The sequence below is a fragment of the Arcicella rosea genome (assembly GCF_014204325.1).
GTDB lineage: Bacteria > Bacteroidota > Bacteroidia > Cytophagales > Spirosomataceae > Arcicella > Arcicella rosea_A.
This window is the reverse complement of sequence record NZ_JACHKT010000035.1, coordinates 1-20,148: the sequence shown is the minus strand read 5'-3', so window position 1 is coordinate 20,148 and position 20,148 is coordinate 1. Positions and strand designations below refer to the sequence as shown.

14 protein-coding genes are annotated in these 20,148 nt (G+C 34.8%); 8 read left to right on the top strand and 6 right to left on the bottom strand.

Annotated features, from left to right (window positions below; genetic code table 11):
- The first annotated feature begins 14 nt into the window (after window positions 1–14).
- From HNP25_RS18255 to HNP25_RS18245, 3 genes are all read left to right on the top strand, one after another.
- Window positions 15–2,132, top strand: coding sequence for a Tex family protein (locus HNP25_RS18255; RefSeq protein WP_184136569.1), 2,118 nt, complete (start codon window positions 15–17; stop codon window positions 2,130–2,132).
- 154 nt (window positions 2,133–2,286) lie between these two features.
- Window positions 2,287–2,814, top strand: a complete 528-nt coding sequence (locus tag HNP25_RS18250; RefSeq protein ID WP_184136567.1) for a DinB family protein — start codon at window positions 2,287–2,289, stop codon at window positions 2,812–2,814.
- 23 nt (window positions 2,815–2,837) lie between these two features.
- Window positions 2,838–3,392, top strand: coding sequence for a C40 family peptidase (locus tag HNP25_RS18245; protein WP_184136565.1), 555 nt, complete (start codon window positions 2,838–2,840; stop codon window positions 3,390–3,392).
- Here the strand turns inward: HNP25_RS18245 and HNP25_RS18240 are convergent.
- Window positions 3,389–4,318, bottom strand: coding sequence for an AEC family transporter (locus HNP25_RS18240; RefSeq protein WP_184136563.1), 930 nt, complete (start codon window positions 4,316–4,318; stop codon window positions 3,389–3,391). The two genes, HNP25_RS18245 and HNP25_RS18240, sit on opposite strands and share 4 nt — an antisense overlap.
- Before the next feature lie 35 nt (window positions 4,319–4,353).
- Window positions 4,354–5,637 (bottom strand): hypothetical protein, encoded by a 1,284-nt coding sequence (locus HNP25_RS18235; protein ID WP_184136561.1) that lies wholly within the window; start codon window positions 5,635–5,637, stop codon window positions 4,354–4,356.
- A 188-nt stretch (window positions 5,638–5,825) separates the two neighbouring features.
- Here HNP25_RS18235 and HNP25_RS18230 point away from each other — a divergent pair, with 188 nt between their 5' ends.
- The 3 genes from HNP25_RS18230 (at window position 5,826) to nspC (ending at window position 9,137) form a co-directional block, all read left to right on the top strand.
- Window positions 5,826–7,040, top strand: coding sequence for a saccharopine dehydrogenase family protein (locus HNP25_RS18230; protein WP_184136559.1), 1,215 nt, complete (start codon window positions 5,826–5,828; stop codon window positions 7,038–7,040).
- Window positions 7,030–7,881, top strand: coding sequence for an RpnC/YadD family protein (locus HNP25_RS18225; protein WP_184136558.1), 852 nt, complete (start codon window positions 7,030–7,032; stop codon window positions 7,879–7,881). The genes HNP25_RS18230 and HNP25_RS18225 overlap by 11 nt, the downstream gene beginning before the upstream one ends.
- Window positions 7,882–8,000: 119 nt before the next feature.
- On the top strand, window positions 8,001–9,137 hold the full coding sequence (nspC, locus tag HNP25_RS18220) for a carboxynorspermidine decarboxylase (RefSeq protein WP_184136556.1): 1,137 nt from the start codon (window positions 8,001–8,003) through the stop codon (window positions 9,135–9,137).
- A gap of 95 nt (window positions 9,138–9,232) precedes the next feature.
- Here the strand turns inward: nspC and HNP25_RS18215 are convergent, their stop codons facing one another.
- The 4 genes from HNP25_RS18215 to HNP25_RS18200 all read right to left on the bottom strand — a co-directional run bounded on the left by HNP25_RS18215 (window position 9,233) and on the right by HNP25_RS18200 (window position 15,244).
- On the bottom strand, window positions 9,233–10,960 hold the full coding sequence (locus HNP25_RS18215; protein ID WP_184136554.1) for a RagB/SusD family nutrient uptake outer membrane protein: 1,728 nt from the start codon (window positions 10,958–10,960) through the stop codon (window positions 9,233–9,235).
- 81 nt (window positions 10,961–11,041) lie between these two features.
- Window positions 11,042–14,125 carry a SusC/RagA family TonB-linked outer membrane protein gene (locus HNP25_RS18210; protein WP_229202907.1) on the bottom strand — a complete coding sequence of 1,028 codons (3,084 nt, stop codon included), beginning with the start codon at window positions 14,123–14,125 and terminating at the stop codon, window positions 11,042–11,044.
- A 102-nt stretch (window positions 14,126–14,227) separates the two neighbouring features.
- Window positions 14,228–14,455, bottom strand: a complete 228-nt coding sequence (locus HNP25_RS18205; RefSeq protein WP_184136550.1) for a hypothetical protein — start codon at window positions 14,453–14,455, stop codon at window positions 14,228–14,230.
- A gap of 207 nt (window positions 14,456–14,662) precedes the next feature.
- Window positions 14,663–15,244 (bottom strand): RNA polymerase sigma factor, encoded by a 582-nt coding sequence (locus tag HNP25_RS18200; protein ID WP_184136548.1) that lies wholly within the window; start codon window positions 15,242–15,244, stop codon window positions 14,663–14,665.
- A 309-nt stretch (window positions 15,245–15,553) separates the two neighbouring features.
- Between HNP25_RS18200 and HNP25_RS18195 the strand changes: the two genes are divergently transcribed.
- Together HNP25_RS18195 and HNP25_RS18190 are read left to right on the top strand one after the other, a co-directional pair.
- Entirely contained in the window at window positions 15,554–18,622 is a 3,069-nt protein-coding gene (locus HNP25_RS18195; RefSeq protein WP_184136546.1) for an amidohydrolase family protein, read from the top strand.
- 114 nt (window positions 18,623–18,736) lie between these two features.
- Window positions 18,737–20,041: an amidohydrolase family protein gene (locus HNP25_RS18190; RefSeq protein ID WP_184136544.1), complete on the top strand. Its 1,305-nt coding sequence runs from the start codon at window positions 18,737–18,739 to the stop codon at window positions 20,039–20,041.
- Window positions 20,042–20,148: the final 107 nt, after the last annotated feature.

The window sequence follows — 20,148 nt, the reverse complement described above, 5'->3', positions numbered from 1 at the left end:
TTTTATACAAATTCATGAATAAAACACAGCTTTCAATTATTGCCAAAACCGTTGGCGTAAACGTTAACCAAGTTCAAAATACGATTAATTTATTAGAGGAAGGTGGAACAGTTCCGTTCATTGCACGATACAGAAAAGAAGCAACGGGAAGTTTAGATGAAGTACAAATCCTTGATATTAAAGAGCTTTTAGGCAAACTCAAAGAAGCAGATAAACGCAGAGAAGGCATCATAAAATCTATTGAAGAACAAGGAAAAATGACGCCAGAATTGTTAGAAAAGCTTAACAATGCTTATTATTTACAAGAACTAGAAGACCTTTATTTACCATACAAACAAAAGCGTAAAACAAGAGCAAGTATTGCGATTGAAAAAGGTTTAGAGCCTTTGGCAAAATTAATTTTCGAGCAAAAAGAGGCTAATGTATTTAAAAAAGCAGAAGCTTTTTTGAATGATAAAGTAGCAAATGTAGAAGAAGCTTTACAAGGTTCAAGAGATATTATTGCAGAATGGATTAACGAAAATGTAGAAGCTAGAAATGCAGTCAGAAAAGTATTTGAGCGTGAAGCAATGGTTTATGCCAAAGTAAAAAAAGGCAAAGACGAAGAAGGCATCAAATACAAAGATTACTTTGATTTTTATGAACCTTTGAAAAAAGTACCTTCACATCGTTTATTGGCTTTACGTCGTGGCGAAGAAGAAGGATTTTTGAGCGTTAGTATCTCTCCAGAAGAAGACAACGCTTTAGGAGCATTAGATAGAATTTTCTTAAAAGGCTTACCTGATGCTAAAAAAATCGTAGAAGAATCTATCACCGATTGCTATAAAAGATTGATGAAACCTTCTATCGAAAACGAATACGCAGGTTTTTCAAAAGAAAAAGCAGATACAGAAGCCATAAAAATCTTTGCACAAAACCTTCGTCAATTATTGTTGGCTTCACCACTTGGACAGAAAAAAGTATTGGCTATCGACCCTGGTTATCGTACAGGTTGTAAAACCGTTGTGTTAGATGCTCAAGGAAATTTATTGCACGATACGGTCATTTATCCATTTGACAAATCTATTGAAGCACAAAATACCGTTTTAGCTATTGCTGAAAAGTATCAAATTGACGCCATTGCCATCGGAAACGGTACAGCGGGAAGAGAAACTGAAGATTTTGTTAAGAAATTAGCTTTCAAAAAAGTACCACAAATATTTGTAGTTTCAGAACAAGGAGCGTCTATTTACTCCGCCTCTCCTATTGCACGTGAAGAATTTCCTGATAAAGACGTAACCGTTCGTGGAGCAGTTTCTATCGGTAGAAGATTGATGGATCCTTTGGCAGAATTAGTTAAAATCGACCCAAAATCTATTGGCGTTGGGCAATATCAACACGACGTTGACCAAAATTTACTAAAAGGGACTTTGGACACTGTGGTAGAAAGTTGTGTAAATGCTGTTGGCGTAAATTTGAATACGGCTTCCAAGCATTTATTGAGTTATGTTGCTGGTTTGGGACCTTCTTTAGCTGCCAACATTGTGAAGTATCGTCAGGAAAATGGAGAGTTTAAATCTCGTCAGCAAATTAAAAAAGTAGCTCGTTTGGGTGAAAAAGCTTTTGAACAATGTGCTGGTTTCCTCAGAATTCATAATGCAGAAAATCCTTTAGATAATTCGGCAGTTCACCCAGAGACGTATCCGATTGTTGAAAAAATGGCGAAAGATTTAAAGTGTTCAGTAAAAGATTTGATGAGTTCGGCTGAATTAAGAAAACGGCTGAATTTAAACGCTTATGCCAATGAAAAAGTAGGTTTACTCACACTTCAAGATATTTTGAAAGAATTAGAAAAACCTTCACGTGACCCTCGTGAACAATTAATAGCTTTTGAATTTGACGCTAATGTGAAAAAAGTAGAAGATTTATATGAAGGAATGGTGCTTCCGGGTATCGTAACTAACATTACTGCTTTTGGTTGTTTTGTAGATGTTGGCGTAAAACAAGATGGCTTAGTACATATTTCTCAATTAGCCAATCAATACGTTTCAGACCCCAATCAGGTGGTGAAATTACAACAACAAGTACAAGTAAGAGTAATGGAAGTTGATATCGCCAGAAAAAGAATTGCTTTGAGTATGAAGGCGGTTTAATTCTATCAGGACTTTAGGACTTTAGGACTTTAGGACTTAAAAGAACTCAAGAGGCTATTCTATAGTTCACTTTATTTGTTTTTAATCCTAAAGTCTTATAATCATATAGTCCTAAAGTCTTTCAAATCTAACAATCCTAAAGTCCAAAAATAAAATGAACAACCTTGAAGTATGGATGCGGGGGCCGATTGCTGGATTGGCTCCATTATTACAACCAGTAGCTCATGCAATTTTGCAGGCACGTGAAGAAGTAAATCTAATGATGATTGATTTTCCAGAAGAATTACTTTGGGAATCTCCTTCGGATTGTGCTTCTGTTGCTTTTCATTTACAACATTTATCAGGGGTGTTAGACAGACTTTTTACTTATGCAAACGACCAGATGTTGAGCGAAGAACAGTTAGATTTATTACAACTAGAATCAGTAAAAAATCAATACAATATAAACGTAAAGTCATTACTCACACGTTTTAATAACCAAGTAAACAAGGCATTGACACAGTTAAAAAATACTGACGAAAAAACATTGTTGGAAACAAGAGGAATCGGAAGAAAACGAATACCGACGAATGTTTTAGGATTGCTTTTTCATGCTGCTGAACATACTCAACGCCATACTGGGCAACTTTATGTTACCGTAAAAATGTTAAAAAATGCTCAGAACGGAACAACCCAGTTTTAACAAATTTATTTTATTGATTCCTTATGAAACAAAACCATTTGAATACTTTTTATCGTTTTTCTGTACTAATTGGCGTAGTTGTATTGTTAGATTCTTGTAAATTATTTCGTAAAAAAGAAGACAATAACGTTGTGGTTACTCGTCCAAAACCAGCACCTGCAACAAATACTTCTAAAACTTACAATGCCAAAACAATCAATAGTTTAATTTCAGCAGCGAGAAGCTACACAGGAGTACCATATCGTGCGGGCGGAACAGATAGAAAGGGAATGGATTGTTCTGGTTTATTATTCTGTGTTTATACACAAGTAGGATTTAAAATTCCACGAATTTCTTATCAACAATCAGATTTTGGCAAAGAAATATCAATTGATGATCTTCGTCCTGGCGATTGGGTCTTTTTCGTAACCAATAAAGGCAACGTAAGTAATATTAATCATGCTGGATTAATTACAGAACTAAAAAGTAAAACTGAAGTAATGTTTATTCATGCGTCTTCATCAAAAGGTATCAGAGAAGACAATCTTTACAGCAAATATTGGATGGGGTGTTTTGCCAAGGCAAGTAGGCCGTTCTAAGCTAAATTCAGCCCAATCACCAAAGCCCACATCATTGCGAAGCTTATCAGCATAGAAACGTTTACCAGCATTCCAGCGATTTTGGTATCGTAATTTAATTCGTCAGAAAACGGTAAAATTGTCATCCCTACAGGAATAATCAGAACAATTAATAGTACATTTCTATACAATTGCTCTACAGGCAGAAAGTAAAAGAAGGTAAAACCTAACAAAAATCCCCAGAAATAACGAATTAGAAGTACTTTTGACACCTTTTTGAATATTTCTCCAGAAGTAGAAATATTCAAATAAATTCCCATGATTAATAAAACAATTACTTTATTTCCTCTTGCCATTACGTCTATTACATCAATCACAATCGTAGGAATTTCTATTTTTGCTAAGTTTACAAAAACGCCCAAAAGTATGGCTTGAAAAGGCAACAAAGTAAATATTTTCAGGATGGCTTTTTTGGCATTTTGTGAAATACTTACCCCTTCATTTCTATCCGACATAAATACGCCAGTACCATAAACTAAGCCAAAAACTGCGAACGAATTTCCAAAATCAAACATGGCAGCGTAAACCATTCCAGCTTGTCCCCAAATGCCCTCAATCAATGGATAAGCAAAAAGCCCCAGATTAAAACCTCCACTTCCCATAATCAAAATTGCTTTCATTTTCTGCGTTTGATTTTTAAACAATTTCGCAGCTGTAAACATGGTAAGCAATGAAAAGCAAAAAGAAATAACTGGCAGTAATAAGAGGTTAAATTCAAAATGCACACGTTTCATCGTTAAAAACATCAACGCTGGGAAAGTAGTGTGCATTAGCAATTTAGAAATAATTTTACCCTCTTTTTCAGAAACAATATTTTGGCGTTTCAAAAAATATCCGACCAAAATGATACTCAAAGCAGTAATAAAAACAGTATTAGTTTGATTCATGGAAATAAGAAAGAAAATAAAGCGTATTTAGTGAATTAATATTTCTGTGAAAAATGAACAAACCAACTGAAAGCTTCTATTCTATACAAACTAGACAATAATGAATAAGTTGGCGTTAAAATATTTACCAAAGCAATGAAATAAATAAACCTACTCACTTTTTCATTCGTTTGTCCTACCAATAAATAGACCACAAAAACAAGTAAAAAAGTATAAGCCAAACTTCTTGTAACATCTTCAACGGCTGTTCCTACTAAAAAACAAGCCACAAAAATTCCAATAAACCAAAGTGCTACTATGTAATATTTCTTTTTGATTAAGTAAAAAGACGTAGATAAGATAAGAAGTAAATTTAATTTTAATGAAGAGAAAATAGCAAAAGGAATTTTTGTACGATGGATAAAGCCTAATCCTAATGAAACACCACTATCTTTTCCGATAGGCGTATCTAAATGATAATTTTTGTAAAATAAAATTCTGATAAAAATATAAATCAACACACTGATAAAAACCATCCAAAATGATTTGTTATGGATAAATAATTTCTGAAACGTAGTTTTAAAATCTTGTGTTGTTTGCTCTAAAGGGAAAGTAGCCAATCCAGCGAATAAGGGAATAATCAAAGAGGGAACGATACTTCTTTCATCAACAAAATAACTTGCTAACAAAAACAAAATACTTATTGGTTTTTTGTAAAAATACAGGGCAATCAATAAACCAAGATAAGCGTAAGAATCGTAAAAAAGCGTATCGTAATTAAATGAATTTCCAACATAAGAAAACAATAATGCAATGGTTGCCCAAAAGCTCAAAGCAGCATTCTTGGTGACCCGAAAAATGATTCTGATTGAAAACCAAATAAAAACAGGAAGTAATAAAATCTGTAAATAGAATAATCGAAGAGCATTTAACCCAAATATATTTGCCAACAAATAAGGAGTAATTCTCAGGTCTCGCTTTCTAAAATGATCTTCAGAAGGGAAATTTAAAGTTGGTTGTAAAGGCTTTTCAATTTTATCATTCACAAACTTTTGCACTGTAAGATCAATACTTAGCCAGTCATTGTTTACTCTTTTCCTAATAGCTTCTGGAAAATATATTAAAGAAAAAACCAGAAAAACCAGTAGGCAAACGCCAATATTCCAATACTTATTTTGCAAATACTTACTGACAAAATAATTGAATTTGGCAAAGAGGAGACTAATATTTGGAAGCATTTCGTAGAGAACGTTAAAATTTCTGAAACGGTTGATAAAATACAAACTTACAAGTACAAAACTTTTAATCCTAACATAGTCCATGCCTAACATTTTTTTCACTCTTTTTATCAAACATTAGCACATACATTTCAAAGCCTATTTATAGAATTATAATTACTCAATACAAATTTAATCTATATATCTCCCATAATTTCTCAGCTTTAACTAATTTTGCAGATATATTCATGTTTATTATAGGTAATAAAAGTATTTGTGATAAACGTCTAACAGATAACATCAAAAAAATAATGGGTAAGAAAGTTTTAATTATTGGTGCAGGTGGCGTAGGAAACGTAGTAGTAAAGAAATGTGCCATGAATCCAGAAGTATTTTCTGAGGTAGTTTTAGCCAGCCGTACAAAACGTAAATGTGATGCTATCGCTGAAGAATGTGCTAAAATAGGTTTACCAACTAAAGTAGAAACTGCTCAAGTTGATGCTGATAATGTTCCTGAATTGGTTGCTTTAATTAATCAAGTAAAACCATTCATGGTAATCAACGTAGCACTTCCATACCAAGATTTAACAATCATGGATGCTTGTTTGGAAACAGGAGTACATTACATGGATACTGCTAATTACGAGCCTAAAGATGTTGCTAAATTTGAATATTCTTGGCAATGGGCTTATCAAGAACGCTTTAAAGAAGCTGGCTTGATGGCTTTACTAGGTTGCGGGTTCGACCCGGGCGTTACTCAAGTTTATACAGCTTATGCAAACAAGCACCATTTCGATGAAATGCACTATTTGGACATTATCGACTGTAATGCTGGCGACCACGGAAAAGCTTTTGCTACTAACTTTAACCCTGAAATTAACATTCGTGAGATTACTCAAGCGGGTCGTTACTGGGAAAATGGAGAATGGGTAGAAATTCCAGCAATGTCTATTCATAAAGCAATTGAATACCCAGGCATCGGGCCAAAAGAATCTTATGTTTTATACCATGAAGAGTTAGAATCATTGGTGAAAAACTTCCCTACTTTAAAACGTGCAAGATTTTGGATGACTTTCGGGCAACAATATATTACACATTTACAAGTATTGGAAAATGTTGGAATGACATCCATCGCACCCATCAAATTCCAAGGAATTGATATTGTACCACTTGAATTTTTAAAAGCTGTACTTCCAGAACCAGGTTCTTTAGGAGAAAACTACACAGGCGAAACTTCAATCGGTTGTCAAATTAAAGGTATTAAAGACGGCGCTGAAAAAACATATTATGTTTGGAACAATTGCAAACACCAAGATTGTTGGAAAGAAGTACAAGCTCAGGGTGTAAGTTATACAACAGGCGTACCAGCAATGATTGGTGCCATGATGATGATAACTGGTGAATGGATGAAGCCAGGCGTTTGGAATTGTGAAGAATTAGATCCAGATCCATTTATGGCAATGTTGAATATTCATGGTTTACCTTGGAACGAGGAAATCAACGGAACACTTCCGCATGAGTATTAATGAATACGATAGGATTTTAAAGGAGAATATTGAACCTATTCTCCTTCCTTTTGCTCAGAAGTTATTAGGTTTAACTGGAGCAAAATACACCACTATTAAAGATGACTTACATACAACTATTGAAAGAAAGCCTGATTTTTTGAAAAAGGTGAAAGAAATAGGAGAAAGTCAGAGCTATATTCTACAAATTGAGTTCCAGTCGATTGATGAAAAAGACATGGTTTATAGAATGCTGGAGTATAAATCATTACTTTTAAGAAAATATAAATCAGATGTTCGTCAATTTGTGCTATACATTGGTAAAAATAAACACAAACGAATGACGAACCATTTGGTTAGTCAAGGATTAACTTTTGAATATGAAATTATTGATATTCATGAATTTGATTACGAATATTTTCTTAAATCTGAAATTCCAGAAGAAGTAATTTTATCGATTCTTTGCAACTTCAAAAATACTTCACCTGAAAAAGTCATTCATAAGATTTTGAATAAATTAGACGAACTATTAAAAGGACAGAATCGTTTTGGAAAATATATGAAGCAATTAGAGGTTTTATCAAAACTTCGTGATTTACAAGAAGAAACTATCAAACAGACGACTAATATGCCAATAGTTTATGATTTAGAAACAGACATCCGTTTCATACAAGGTATGAATAAAGGTGAAGCAAAAGGCGAAGCAAAGGGTGAAGCAAGAGGTGAAGCAAGAGGTAAAGAAAAAACACTTAACGACAATATTAAACAATTACTATTGTCAAATTTACTGACCGTTGCTCAGATTGCTGAAACGCTAAAAGTGCCAATAGCTAAAGTAGAAAACATTAAAAAGAGCTTATAATTACATCAAAATGATAAAATCCATTGCCCGTGTTGAAAAATGCGGGCAATTTTAATAACAAAGAATTATACAATCAACGGTAAGTAAACTACTTTCCTGATAATCAATTTCAATTTAATATGATTGATTTCTCACAAATACCTTCTCCTTGTTATGTATTAGAAGATAGGTTATTACGTAAAAATTTAGAGCTTTTACAATACGTTCAGCAACAAGCAGGAATCGAAATCATCTGTGCTTTAAAAGGCTTTTCGATGTTCTCTACATTTCCGATGGTTCGACAGTATTTGGCTGGAGCTACGGCAAGCTCTTTACACGAAGCACGTTTGGCTTTTGAAGAAATGGGTTCAAAGGCTCATGTATATTCTCCAGCATATTTAGATAAAGAATTTGATGAATTACTTTCTTACTCTTCGCATATTTCTTTTAACTCTTTGAATCAGTTTGAAAAATTCAAAGAAAAATCAATTGCAAACGGTATTAGCTGTGGACTTCGTATCAACCCTCAATATTCTGAAGTAGAAACAGACATGTATAATCCTTGTATTGCGGGTTCTCGTTTGGGAATTACTCGTAATCAATTAGGCGATACTTTGCCCGAAGGTATTGAAGGGTTGCATTCACATACTTTATGCGAAAACGATTCTTATACTTTGGAACGTACTTTAAAAGCCATTGAAGAACGTTTTGGAGACTTATTAAAACAAGCCAAATGGTTGAATTTAGGCGGAGGACATTTGATTACTCGTGCCGATTATGAGCCAGAACATTTAATCAGTGTTTTAAAGGGTTTGAAAAATAGATTTCCAAATCTAAAAATCATTTTAGAGCCAGGTTCAGCCGTGGGTTGGAGAACAGGTTACTTGACGTCAACAGTCCTTGATATTCTTGATTCTCAAGGAATTAATGTGGCAATTTTGGATGTAAGTTTTGCAGCACACATGCCCGATACTTTAGAAATGCCTTATAAACCTAAAATTTTAGGAGCACATCAAGAACCAGTAGCGGGCAAACATACTTATCGTTTTGGTGGAATGACTTGTCTAGCAGGTGATTTTTACGGAGATTACTCATTCGATGAGCCTTTAAAAATCGGAGATTCAATCGTTTTTGATGATATGATTCATTATACGATGGTAAAAACGACAACTTTCAATGGCGTAAACTTGCCTTCAATTGGTATTTGGAGAGAAGATGATACTTTTGATTTGATTAAATCTTTTGGTTATGAAAGCTTTAAAGACCGTCTTAGTTAGATTGTAGAAACTCAAATACAGAATGCTTATTAAAAGAAAAGGGGAAATTGAAATTTCAATTTCCCCTTTTCTTTTAATAATATTTAAACACTCAATTAATATCCATTATTCTGAGGAAATGCTGTTGCTCCTCCATCTGTTCTATCAATTTGTGATTGTGGAATTGGACGTAAATTATGAAAATCTTTCACATTACCAGCTGCTTGCGGATTTGCTAATTTTACTCTTTCCACTAATTTACCCCAACGTTTTAAGTCCATCCAACGAATTTGTTCTCCTGCTAATTCACGTCCACGTTCGTCCATCAAAAAGTCAAAAGTCATTTGTGCAGACGTTATTTCCATTGCGGTTGTTTTACCTGGCCAAGCAGCACGACGACGAACAACATTTACTGCTGCAGTAGCCTCAGCAGTTTTTCCTTGAAATAACAATGCTTCAGCCAACATCAAATAAGTATCCGCCAAACGAAATGCCAAGAAGTCACGGCTACCCGGTGCATAAGTTCTATCAGGACGAAGTGGATCCATAAACTTCACCAACGTCGGGAAAAGAGCTTCATTGTAAGCACTTGGCACTAATACTTGATAAGGTTTTTTAGCTCTTTCAGCTAATGGCATTTCATATCCAGGAATATAAATGGCAGTATCCCCAGCTTTGTAGGTAACTTTAGCTTTTGAATTATCAAATGCCGTGTTGTAAGTTCCAGGGTTATTACTCAACCATGTGTCTCTAAAAGATTTTTTATAACGAGAATCGTTCACACGATTATCAAGAGCAAAAACAGTTTCAAGAGCGTATTTTGTAGGACGTAAACGCTTGAAAGGTCTGCCGTAAAAAATATCCCGTGTCATACCTGCCTGAGTGTCATATTGCATCCCGAAAAATAGATGAAGGTTATTTCCCTGCGTATTTCCATCACCACTTGGTTGACCATTATTTAAGGGTGCTGGTGCTAAGTTTGTTGCTGGGTCAGTTGTGTATTGAACAGCAAAAATCACCTCGTCATTAATTTCACCAGCACCTTGAGTGAATACACTCGCAAAATCAGGTAATAATTTGAATCCATAATTAGAAATTACATTTTGAGCATAAGTAGCAGCTTTTGTGTAATCATCGGCAGCTTTTACCGAAGAGGTTGCTTTTGCCAAATATACCCGAGCCAATAAATGTTCTGCTGCCGCCTTAGTTGCACGACCATAATCAGATGATTTTGCTTTATTTTCCAAATCTGGCAATGCTCCTTCAAGATCCGAAATAATGGCGGTATACATTTGTGCTTCGGTTGCTCTTTTCGTAACTTTTGTTGGGACTAAGGTTTCAGTCAATCTTAAATCTACTGCTCCCCATTGTTGCAACAAAAGGAAATAATGATGCCCCCTTAAAAACTTCATTTCTGCTACTCTCTGTTTTTTCAAAGCATCAGATATACCAGCTGCTTGTGGAGCTCTTTCAATAACTGCATTACAAGTATTGATACCTCTATACAATTCATCCCAAATTAACTTTAACCAATCCACTTGTGAATTTAATTGTGAGTCATAGAAGTGAAAGCCTTTATAACTTCCATCGGCACCTGTGGCATATAAATCTGTCCCATACTCCGTTACGGTTAGCCCCATTTGAGTTCCATAAAATCCTCTCAATGACGCATAAGCAGAATTTATGGCAGCATTGAATCCAGCAGGAGTATTGATATAATCATTACCAACGCCCGACACTATTTCTTCTTTCAGTAAGTCTGAACAAGATTGACTAATGAGCATAAAGACTGCAAAACTCATTAGGGTTATTGATTTTTTTAAACTAAAATATATTCTTTTCATTTTCTTATGTTTTATATCAGAATGAACCAATAAATATTTTTACAAACAGAAATGATTCAACCCATTAATTTTTAATAAATATTAGAATTTAGCATTCAACCCAAAGGTTGTGATTGTAGTAGCAGGAGTAACGTCTCTTTCTACTCTATTGCCAGCAGTTTCTGGATCAACACCGTTATATTTTGAGCGATATGTTGACCAAATAAATGGTTGTTGAATACTGGTAAAGAATCTTAAAGATTCCAAGCCAATCATTTTAGCGTATTTCTGAGGAACAGCATATCCAAAGTTAATATTACGAAGTTTTACGAAAGAACCATCAAAATTGATGATAGCACCATTATTCACTGGAAATTCTTGATTAGATTTTGGTTGTGGAAACTCATTCGTTGGATTATTTGGAGTCCAATAATCAACCTTCATTTGTTGATAACGACCAGCCAATTGGTTTAAACTCTGGTGAAACCCACTTATAATTGTTTGTCCTTGACGTGCATAAAAAATAAAATTCAAATCAAATCCTTTATAACTAAAACGGTTGGTAATACTTCCCGTCCAGTTTGGAATATCTGAACCCAAAATTACTCTGTCGTCTTGCGTGATTTTTCCATCAGGCAAACCTGTCAGATTACCGTTGGCATCACGTCCATTATTATCTTCAATTTTAATTTGTCCAACTGAACTACCTAAGGCCTTAGCTGCATCTGCTTCATTAGTTTGCCAAATACCTAATTTTTTTAAATCATAAATTGCTGATAATGGCTGACCAATAAACCATTTGTTACCAATATCATCTTTTGCACCATTATACAAAGAGATGATTTTTTCAGTATTTTTTGTAAAAACAATGTCAGATGACCATTTAAAACCGCCTTTATCCACATTTACGGTAGTGATTCCTAATTCAATACCCGAATTTTGAGTTTCACCAACGTTACGAGTTATTGCTTCAAATGCGGTTGAAGTTGGTAAAAAATCAGATAAAAGTAAGTCAGTCGTATTGGTTTGATATAATTCTAATGAACCAGAAATTTTACCTTTCCATAAAGAGAAATCTACTCCAATGTTTTTAGAAGTAGAGGTTTCCCATTTTAAATCTGGATTACCAATGATATTTGGGCGATAACCGAATGCAGGAGTCGTATTCCATGCGTAAGCAGTACGACCTAGCTGTCCTTGGGTTTGAAACGGTATAACTCCTTGATTTCCTACAGTTCCAATACTGGCTCTCAACTTCAATTGATCAATTGCTAAAACTTCCTTCATGAAAGGTTCATTACTAATATTCCAAGCCAATGCAACTCCTGGGAAATTACCATATTTCACGTTCTCTCCAAATTTACTCGAACCATCCCTCCGCAAAGTAGCTGTTACTAAATATTTATCTTTATAATCATAGTTGATACGTCCCATGTAAGAGTTAATAGTCCATGGAATTAAACCACTATTAGGAACTATGTTTGTTCCACTGGTAGTTCCAAGACTAAAAAATTGCTGAGTTTCAACAGGTATGCCAGAATTTGACACGCTGTAATACTCGAAATTTTCACGCTGGATAGAATGAAGTGCTGTGAAATTAACATTATGCACACCTTTGAAAGTTTTGTGGTAGTTAATAATATTTTCAAGTGTCCAGTTGAAACCAATTTGATTGTTTACCGAAGCAAAATTGCTTCCATTTTTATTAAGATTTGTTAAAGCACCCACAAATCGTCCGTTTCGTGCAATGGTAAAATCTGGGCCAAAATTGATTTTATAACTAAGCCCTTCCATAATTTTAGCTTCAACATTGATACTATTAAAAATACGGTACTTCTTAATTTCATCCACTTGAGCCCCTGGTACAATTTCTGACAGAGGATTTGTTAAAAGAGCATCATTGGTAGGTGCAAACTTGATACTTCCATCCGCATTATAAGGATTGGCTAAAGGATTTTGTTGTAATGAAAAAGCGTAAGGATTTAAAGTTGCACCATTTCTAACGCTATTCATCATGTAAGAAGATACCCCAATCCTGAATGTTTTATTTAATTGATGATCAATGTTTGCTCTGAAAGAATAACGAGTAAAATCCAACCCTTCCGCAATACCTTTGTCTTGGAAAAACCCGCCTGAGATATAAAATTGAGTTTTTTCGTTACCTCCTTGAATTCCCAAAGTATGATTTTGAGTTATCCCTGTTTTCAACATTAAAGATTGCCAATCTGTATTTCTATTGTTTGTAATACCATCTGCTACAGCAGGGTCTCCTCCCAAAACCGCAACTTTTGAGTCTGCAAAAGCATCAGCTACACCCGTCGGAACAGCTACTCCATTTGCATCTTTGTATCCACCCGTAGCACGGTAGGCTTCACGTACATATTCAGCAAATTCAGACCCACTAAATAAGTTTATTTTATCTAAAACTTTACTTGTTCCAAAGAAATTGTCATAGGTAATGGTTGTTTTCCCTTTGGTGTTGCCTCTCTTAGTAGTAACCAAAATAACGCCATTTGCACCTCTTGCTCCATAAATTGCAGCCGCAGAAGCATCTTTCAAAACCTCTAATGAAGCAACATCATTTGGATTAATATCTTCGTAACCTCCTGAAGCAAAATCAAAAGGACGATTGTTCGCTAATTCATTTCTGTCACCTGTCATCGGTATTCCATCAACCACGTATAGAGGATTATTTCCAGCATTAAAAGAACGACGACCACGAATCAGGATATTTGGAGTTGAACCTGGTTTACTTCCCGACTGAGCTACATCTACCCCTGCGATACGTCCCTGAATAGCTTGACCTAAGTTTGTAATAGGCATTTCAGTAATTTGCTTGGCAGATACCGAAGAAATAGCCCCTGTTAATTGGCTCTTTTTCTGTGTACCATAACCAACTACAACTACTTCTTCCAAAGATTGAACATCTGTGTTCAATTTTACATCCACAACTGAACGATTCGCAACAGCTACTTCTTTTGAAGAAAAACCAACTGCTGAAAATACTAAGGTAGCATTATTAGCCGCAGCAATTTTATACACCCCTGAAGCATCAGTTGTAGTTCCTCTGCTTGTACCTTTCACAATAACACTAACTCCTGGGATTGCTTGAGAATCATCTGCTGACGTGATTTTCCCAGTAATCGTCTGCTGCCCAAAACTGGACATCGTAATCGTGATGAGCATTAAACATATTGCCCAACCTACATTACTTTTTAATTTAAGTAAAGATTTCATACCCATGTGTTTTTAATTGATTTAATTGTGATAGTTAAAGTATTCTGATTATTAAAAAATTGAAATGGTTAAATTGATACGACTCCAGAGCGATTCTACTTCGTTTTCTGGCAAAACATTCTTTTCATGGCTGTTTAGAATAAATTTTGCTATTTCGATTTCTTCTTGCTTCTCAGGGTATTTTTTTAAAAAGGCTTGCCAAAAATTATTTTCGACTACCTGATTTTCTGATTTTACCCAATCAATGAAGCAACTGTCTGACATAAAATCTTCAGACATAAAATCTTTGTACTTTGTGAATCGCTGTTCAAACAATTTTATAAATATTTTAAGTAAAACTTGTATTATGAATAAAAGACTCGTCAATTATGCTTTCTACTCATTTATTACTATTTTTTTTAAAAAATGTATTAATCTAATAATTTGACAAAAAAAAAGAGCCAAAATCTGGTGATTTTGGCTCTAAGTACAAAAAGTAAATTTATATCATGCGATTGTGAGTTTTTCTACGGAAATGTGTTCTTTTAAAATTTTTAATGCCCCAAAAATAAGATTGTAAACCGACTGCGGATTGATACTCATCTTACTAGAAATCTGGTCAGTGTCCATATCATGAAAAAATTTCAATGAAATTGCTTCACGCTGACGTTTTGTCAGATACTTGAATGACTCCGCCAAAGTATCACTAAAAGATTGTTCTTCTTCAAAAGCCACCAAACGGTTTTCATGCGAAGTAATAAAATCTGGGTTTTCAAGATAATAAGCCTCTTGATGCTGGAAATGGCGTTGTTGAGTTTCTAAATGACGTACCAATTTTCTTTTGATAGAAGCCATCAAGTAATAGCGAATAGAAGTTGTTTCACCTAAATTCCGATGGTTTTTCCACAATTCTACAAATAAGTCGTGCAAGCAATCTTTGATCAATTCTCTATCTGCGGTAATACTTGTACTATAATTGTACAATAAACTAACATAGTTATGATAAATTGAAGAAAAAGCAGCATGGTCTCCTGCTCTAAATTCATTCCATAATGCAACCTCGTCGATTATTTTTTTAGTAGTTATCATAGATAAAATAAAAGTATCTGTATAATTTTCTCTTAAAGATATATCAAATAAATATCACTTTTCAAGGTTTTTTTTGAATATTTTTCCGTAAACGTTTACGGAAACGTTTACAGCAAAACTTTTCTAAAAAAGAAGGTCAATCAGTTAATTTAAATTAGAAACTATTTATGAATTATCACTTTTACAAACCACTAAGCATTATAAAGGCTTATTTGAGCGAAAAAATAAAAGTGAAATAGGATATTTCTAATTTTGACTCTATTTTTAGACCTTATTATTATTTATCACACTCACATAAATCAACAAAACATGAAAAAACTTTTTATTACCCTTATTAACATACTACTGTTGGGGTCAATAGTTCATGCGCAAACACAATTCTCCCCTCGCAATGGCGTTCAGGACGAAAGACCAAACCTTTACGCTTTCACCAATGTAACGATTGTTGTGGATGCCAATACTACGCTTGAAGGGGCAACATTATTAATTCGTGGTTCAGTCATTGAAGCAGTTGGCAAGGGCATCAGCATTCCTACAGGAACTACCGTTACAGATTTAAAAGGAAAAAGAATTTATCCTTCTTTGGTAGAAGTTTATTCAAATTATGGCATACCCGAAAATAAAAGTGAAGGTGGAAGAGGTTTCAGAGCTGACCCACAATTTGAATCTAAGAAAAAAGGTGCTTATAACTGGAACCAAGCTATTTTGCCAGAAGTAGATGCGGCAAGTCTTTTCACCATCAACCCAACAACAGCAGACGAATTTCGTAAAGCTGGATTTGGTGCTACTATTAGCCACGTGCAAGACGGAATCGTGAGAGGTACTTCTACTTTATTGGCTTTGGGCGATGGTCGTGACCAAGACGCTTTGTTAAAAAGTAAAGTTTCTGCTCATTACTCTTTCTCAAAAGGAACTTCTACGCAAGACTATCCAAACTCTATGATGGGTTCTGTGGCATTAATTCGCCAGACTTATTATGATGCAGATTGGTTCAAAAAATCAAAAAACAAAGTTGAGTTTAATATTTCTTTAGATGCTTTCAATGCCAATCAAGGCATTCCACAAGTATTTGAAGTGGGTGATAAATTAGGAATTCTTCGTGCCAACAAAATCGCTAAAGAATTTGGCGTTCAATACATCATCAAAGGAATGGGCGATGAGTATCAACGTCTTGATGAGGTAAAAGCAACAGGTGCTACTTTAATTTTACCTTTAAATTTCCCGACTACACCAGACGTTGAAGATCCTTATGATGCTTCTGTGGTTTCTTTGGCAGAAATGAAACATTGGGAAATGGCACCAGCAAATGCTTCTTTATTATCAAAAGCGGGTGTGAGTTTTGCCTTTACAAGTTCAAACTTAAAATCGAAAGCAGATTTTATGGCGAACCTTCGTAAAGCAATTGAATATGGTTTAGATGAAAAAATTGCTTTAGCAGCCATTACTTCTACGCCAGCACAATTGATGAAAGTTGATAATTTAGTAGGTTCATTAAAAGTGGGAATGTTGGCGAATTTTTTGATTACTTCTGATAATCTTTTCAAAGACGGAAACGTAATTTTTGAAAACTGGGTAAAAGGAAAACGTTATGTGATTTCAAACATGAACGTTGTTGATGTTCGTGCGAATTATGATTTAACTTTAGGAAGTAAAACTGGTTTGAAATTAAATGTTACTGGAAAAGTAGAAAAACCAGATTTCCAAATTGTGGTAACAGATTCTATCAAAGTAAGTCCTAAAGTGACTAGAGTTGGCGAAAATTTCACTTTGAGTTTTAAACTTGATCCTAAAAAAGACAAAGGTGATACTCGCATCAGCACTTATTTCGATGGAAAGAATTTTAAAGGTGATGGTTTAGATGCCAACGGACAAGCGGTTGTTTTCACCGCTACTTTCAAAGAAGCTTTCAAAGAAACACCTGCAAAAGTAGATACTGCTAAAAAAGTAGTTCCAGAAATCGGAAAATTATCATATCCTTTCACTAGCTACGGAACAGAAGAAAAACCAAAAATTGAAACTATTTTAGTAAAAAATGCAACGGTTTGGACGAACGAAAAAGATGGTATCATCGCAAATACAGACGTACTTTTACAAAATGGTAAAATTGCGAAAGTAGGTAAAAATCTTTCTGAAAGTGGTGCAAAAGTAATCGACGGAACTGGCAAACATTTAACAAACGGTATTTTTGACGAACATTCACACATTGCTTTATTATCAGTGAACGAAGGTACACAATCTGTTACTTCTGAAGTAAGAATGGAAGACGTGGTGAATTCAGAAGACGTTAACATTTATCGTCAATTAGCGGGTGGAGTTACTTCTTCTCAATTATTACACGGTTCGGCAAATTCAATCGGTGGACAATCGGCCATTATCAAATTGAAATGGGGCGAAGCACCAGATGCTTTGAAAATTCCAAATGCAGATGGTTTTATCAAATTCGCTTTGGGTGAAAACGTAAAGCAAGCTAACTGGGGCGACCGTGCTAGAATCCGTTTCCCACAAACAAGAATGGGTGTTGAGCAAATCATGATGGATGCTTTCTTAAGAGCAAAAGAATACGAAAAAGCAACAAAAGCGGCAGCAGCAAATCCTGCATTGGCTCCAGTAAAACGTGATTTAGAATTAGATGCTTTGGTAGAAATTTTGAACAAGAAAAGATTCATTACTTGTCACTCGTATGTTCAATCTGAAATCAATATGTTATTGAAAGTTGCCGATTCATTAGGCTTTAAGGTAAATACTTTCACGCACATTTTGGAAGGTTATAAAGTAGCAGATAAAATGAAAGAGCATGGTGCAAATGCTTCTACTTTCTCTGACTGGTGGGCTTATAAAATGGAAGTAAAAGAAGCCATTCCATTCAATGCGGCATTGATGACGAAAGTAGGCGTAAATACATCTATCAACTCTGATGATGCAGAAATGGCTCGTCGTTTGAACCAAGAAGCTGCTAAAACAGTAATGTATGGCGGTATGACTGAAGAACAAGCTTGGAAAATGGTTACGTTGAATCCAGCAAAAATGTTGCATTTGGATAATCGTTTAGGAAGTATCAAAGTAGGAAAAGATGCAGACATAGTGTTATGGAATAATAATCCACTTTCAGTTTATGCAAAACCTGAAAAAGTAATTATCGACGGTGCTACGTATTTCGACCTTGAGAAAGATAAAGAATTACGTTTAAAAATTGCTGCTGAACGTAATCGTATTACTCAAAAAATGTTAAACGCTAAAGCGGGCGGTGCTGCTACGGTAAAACCAGAAGTTAGAAGACCAAGATTATTCGTTTGTAATTCTGAAGGTGACCTAACCGAAGAAACTGGAGCTTATAAGGAAACTGGCGTTTCTCAATCTGAAGGTCATGACCATGATTAATAGTTGTGATTGAGTGAATAGCGACTGAGTGATTAAAATTATTTTTAGCATTTACTCATCAACGTTAAACTCATGAACTCATAGACTTAAAACATTTTTTCAAAAGAACATACAATGAAAAACATAAAATACATATACTGCCTTGTATTCCTATTGCTGGCGAATACAATGTTTGCGCAAAATCAGGCAGCGGGTTCACCACAAACCAAAGCTATCGCTTTGACGGGTGCAAAGATTCATACTGCCGCAGGAAAAGTAATTCAGAACGGAGTAATCGTTTTTGACAAAGGAATTATTACCGCTGTTGGCGATGCTAATACTTCTTTCAACAAAGCAAATACTGAAGTAATTGATGTAGCTGGCAAAAGCGTTTATCCAGGTTTAATTTCACCTGCTAACCAATTAGGTATGGTTGAAATTGAAGCTGTTCGTGCTACTGACGACCAAGCTGAAATTGGCCCATTCAATCCACACGTTCGTGCTTTGATTGCTTATAATACAGATTCAGAATTGATTCCAACTGTAAGAAGTAACGGTATTTTGTTGACACAAGCTACTCCACAAGGTGACATTATTACTGGAATGTCATCAATCATGCAATTGGATGGTTGGAACTGGGAAGACGCAGTATTGAAAAAAGACGATGGTATTCATATCAATTGGATTGGCTATTTCAAACGTGAATTTGATTTTGCTTCTTTCACTGCAACGACAAAAAGAAATGATAAAAGAGATGAATTATTAAGAGAAATCGACAAAACTTTTGATGATGCCATCGCATACGCTCAAGTAAAAAGTCCAGCGGTTATTAATGTAAAATTGGAAGCCATGAAAGGACTTTTTGATGGTTCAAAAAATCTATACATTTCTGCTGATTATGGAAAAGAAATCATCGAAGCAGTTCAATTTGCTAAAGCTAAAGGAGTAAAGAAAATCGTAATTATTGGTGGTGAAGAATCATTATTAGCGGCTGATTTCTTGAAAGAAAATAATGTTCCAGTTATCGTTGGTACAACACACCGTTTACCAAACAAAGTTGATGACGATACTGATTTGCCTTATAAATTACCACAATTATTACAACAAAAAGGTGTTTTGGTTGGCTTAGCTTATATTGGTTTAAACTGGAGAACTCGTAATTTACCTTTCGTAGCTGGAACTGTTGCTGGCCACGGAATGGATAAAGAAGATGCTTTAAAGTTAATCACTGCCAACAATGCAAAAATCTTAGGTATTGATAAATATGTAGGTACTTTAGAAGTAGGCAAACACGCTACTTTGATAGTTTCTGCTGGCGATGTATTAGACATGCGTACTGCGAAAGTAGAACAAGCATTCATCCAAGGTCGCAAAGTAGATTTGGACGACAAACAAAAACGTTTGTATAAAAAATATGCTGAGAAATATGGAACGAAGTAGTATTTCTTGATTAACATGAGTCATCCCGAATTTTAAAATCATAAAAAAGCGGTCGAAATTAGTTTTTCGACCGCTTTTTTATGATTGATGGACAACGAATTCCTACT

What these genes read in the sequence shown, in the direction of transcription:
- HNP25_RS18205 (WP_184136550.1), bottom strand. Translation starts at nt 14,455, where the DNA reads ATGTCTGAAGATTTTATGTCAGACAGTTGCTTCATTGATTGGGTAAAA.
- nspC (WP_184136556.1), top strand. Translation starts at nt 8,001, where the DNA reads ATGATTGATTTCTCACAAATACCTTCTCCTTGTTATGTATTAGAAGAT.
- HNP25_RS18200 (WP_184136548.1), bottom strand. Translation starts at nt 15,244, where the DNA reads ATGATAACTACTAAAAAAATAATCGACGAGGTTGCATTATGGAATGAA.
- HNP25_RS18250 (WP_184136567.1), top strand. Translation starts at nt 2,287, where the DNA reads ATGAACAACCTTGAAGTATGGATGCGGGGGCCGATTGCTGGATTGGCT.
- HNP25_RS18230 (WP_184136559.1), top strand. Translation starts at nt 5,826, where the DNA reads ATGGGTAAGAAAGTTTTAATTATTGGTGCAGGTGGCGTAGGAAACGTA.
- HNP25_RS18190 (WP_184136544.1), top strand. Translation starts at nt 18,737, where the DNA reads ATGAAAAACATAAAATACATATACTGCCTTGTATTCCTATTGCTGGCG.
- HNP25_RS18210 (WP_229202907.1), bottom strand. Translation starts at nt 14,125, where the DNA reads ATGCTCATCACGATTACGATGTCCAGTTTTGGGCAGCAGACGATTACT.
- HNP25_RS18245 (WP_184136565.1), top strand. Translation starts at nt 2,838, where the DNA reads ATGAAACAAAACCATTTGAATACTTTTTATCGTTTTTCTGTACTAATT.
- HNP25_RS18255 (WP_184136569.1), top strand. Translation starts at nt 15, where the DNA reads ATGAATAAAACACAGCTTTCAATTATTGCCAAAACCGTTGGCGTAAAC.
- HNP25_RS18240 (WP_184136563.1), bottom strand. Translation starts at nt 4,318, where the DNA reads ATGAATCAAACTAATACTGTTTTTATTACTGCTTTGAGTATCATTTTG.
- HNP25_RS18195 (WP_184136546.1), top strand. Translation starts at nt 15,554, where the DNA reads ATGAAAAAACTTTTTATTACCCTTATTAACATACTACTGTTGGGGTCA.
- HNP25_RS18225 (WP_184136558.1), top strand. Translation starts at nt 7,030, where the DNA reads ATGAGTATTAATGAATACGATAGGATTTTAAAGGAGAATATTGAACCT.
- HNP25_RS18215 (WP_184136554.1), bottom strand. Translation starts at nt 10,960, where the DNA reads ATGAAAAGAATATATTTTAGTTTAAAAAAATCAATAACCCTAATGAGT.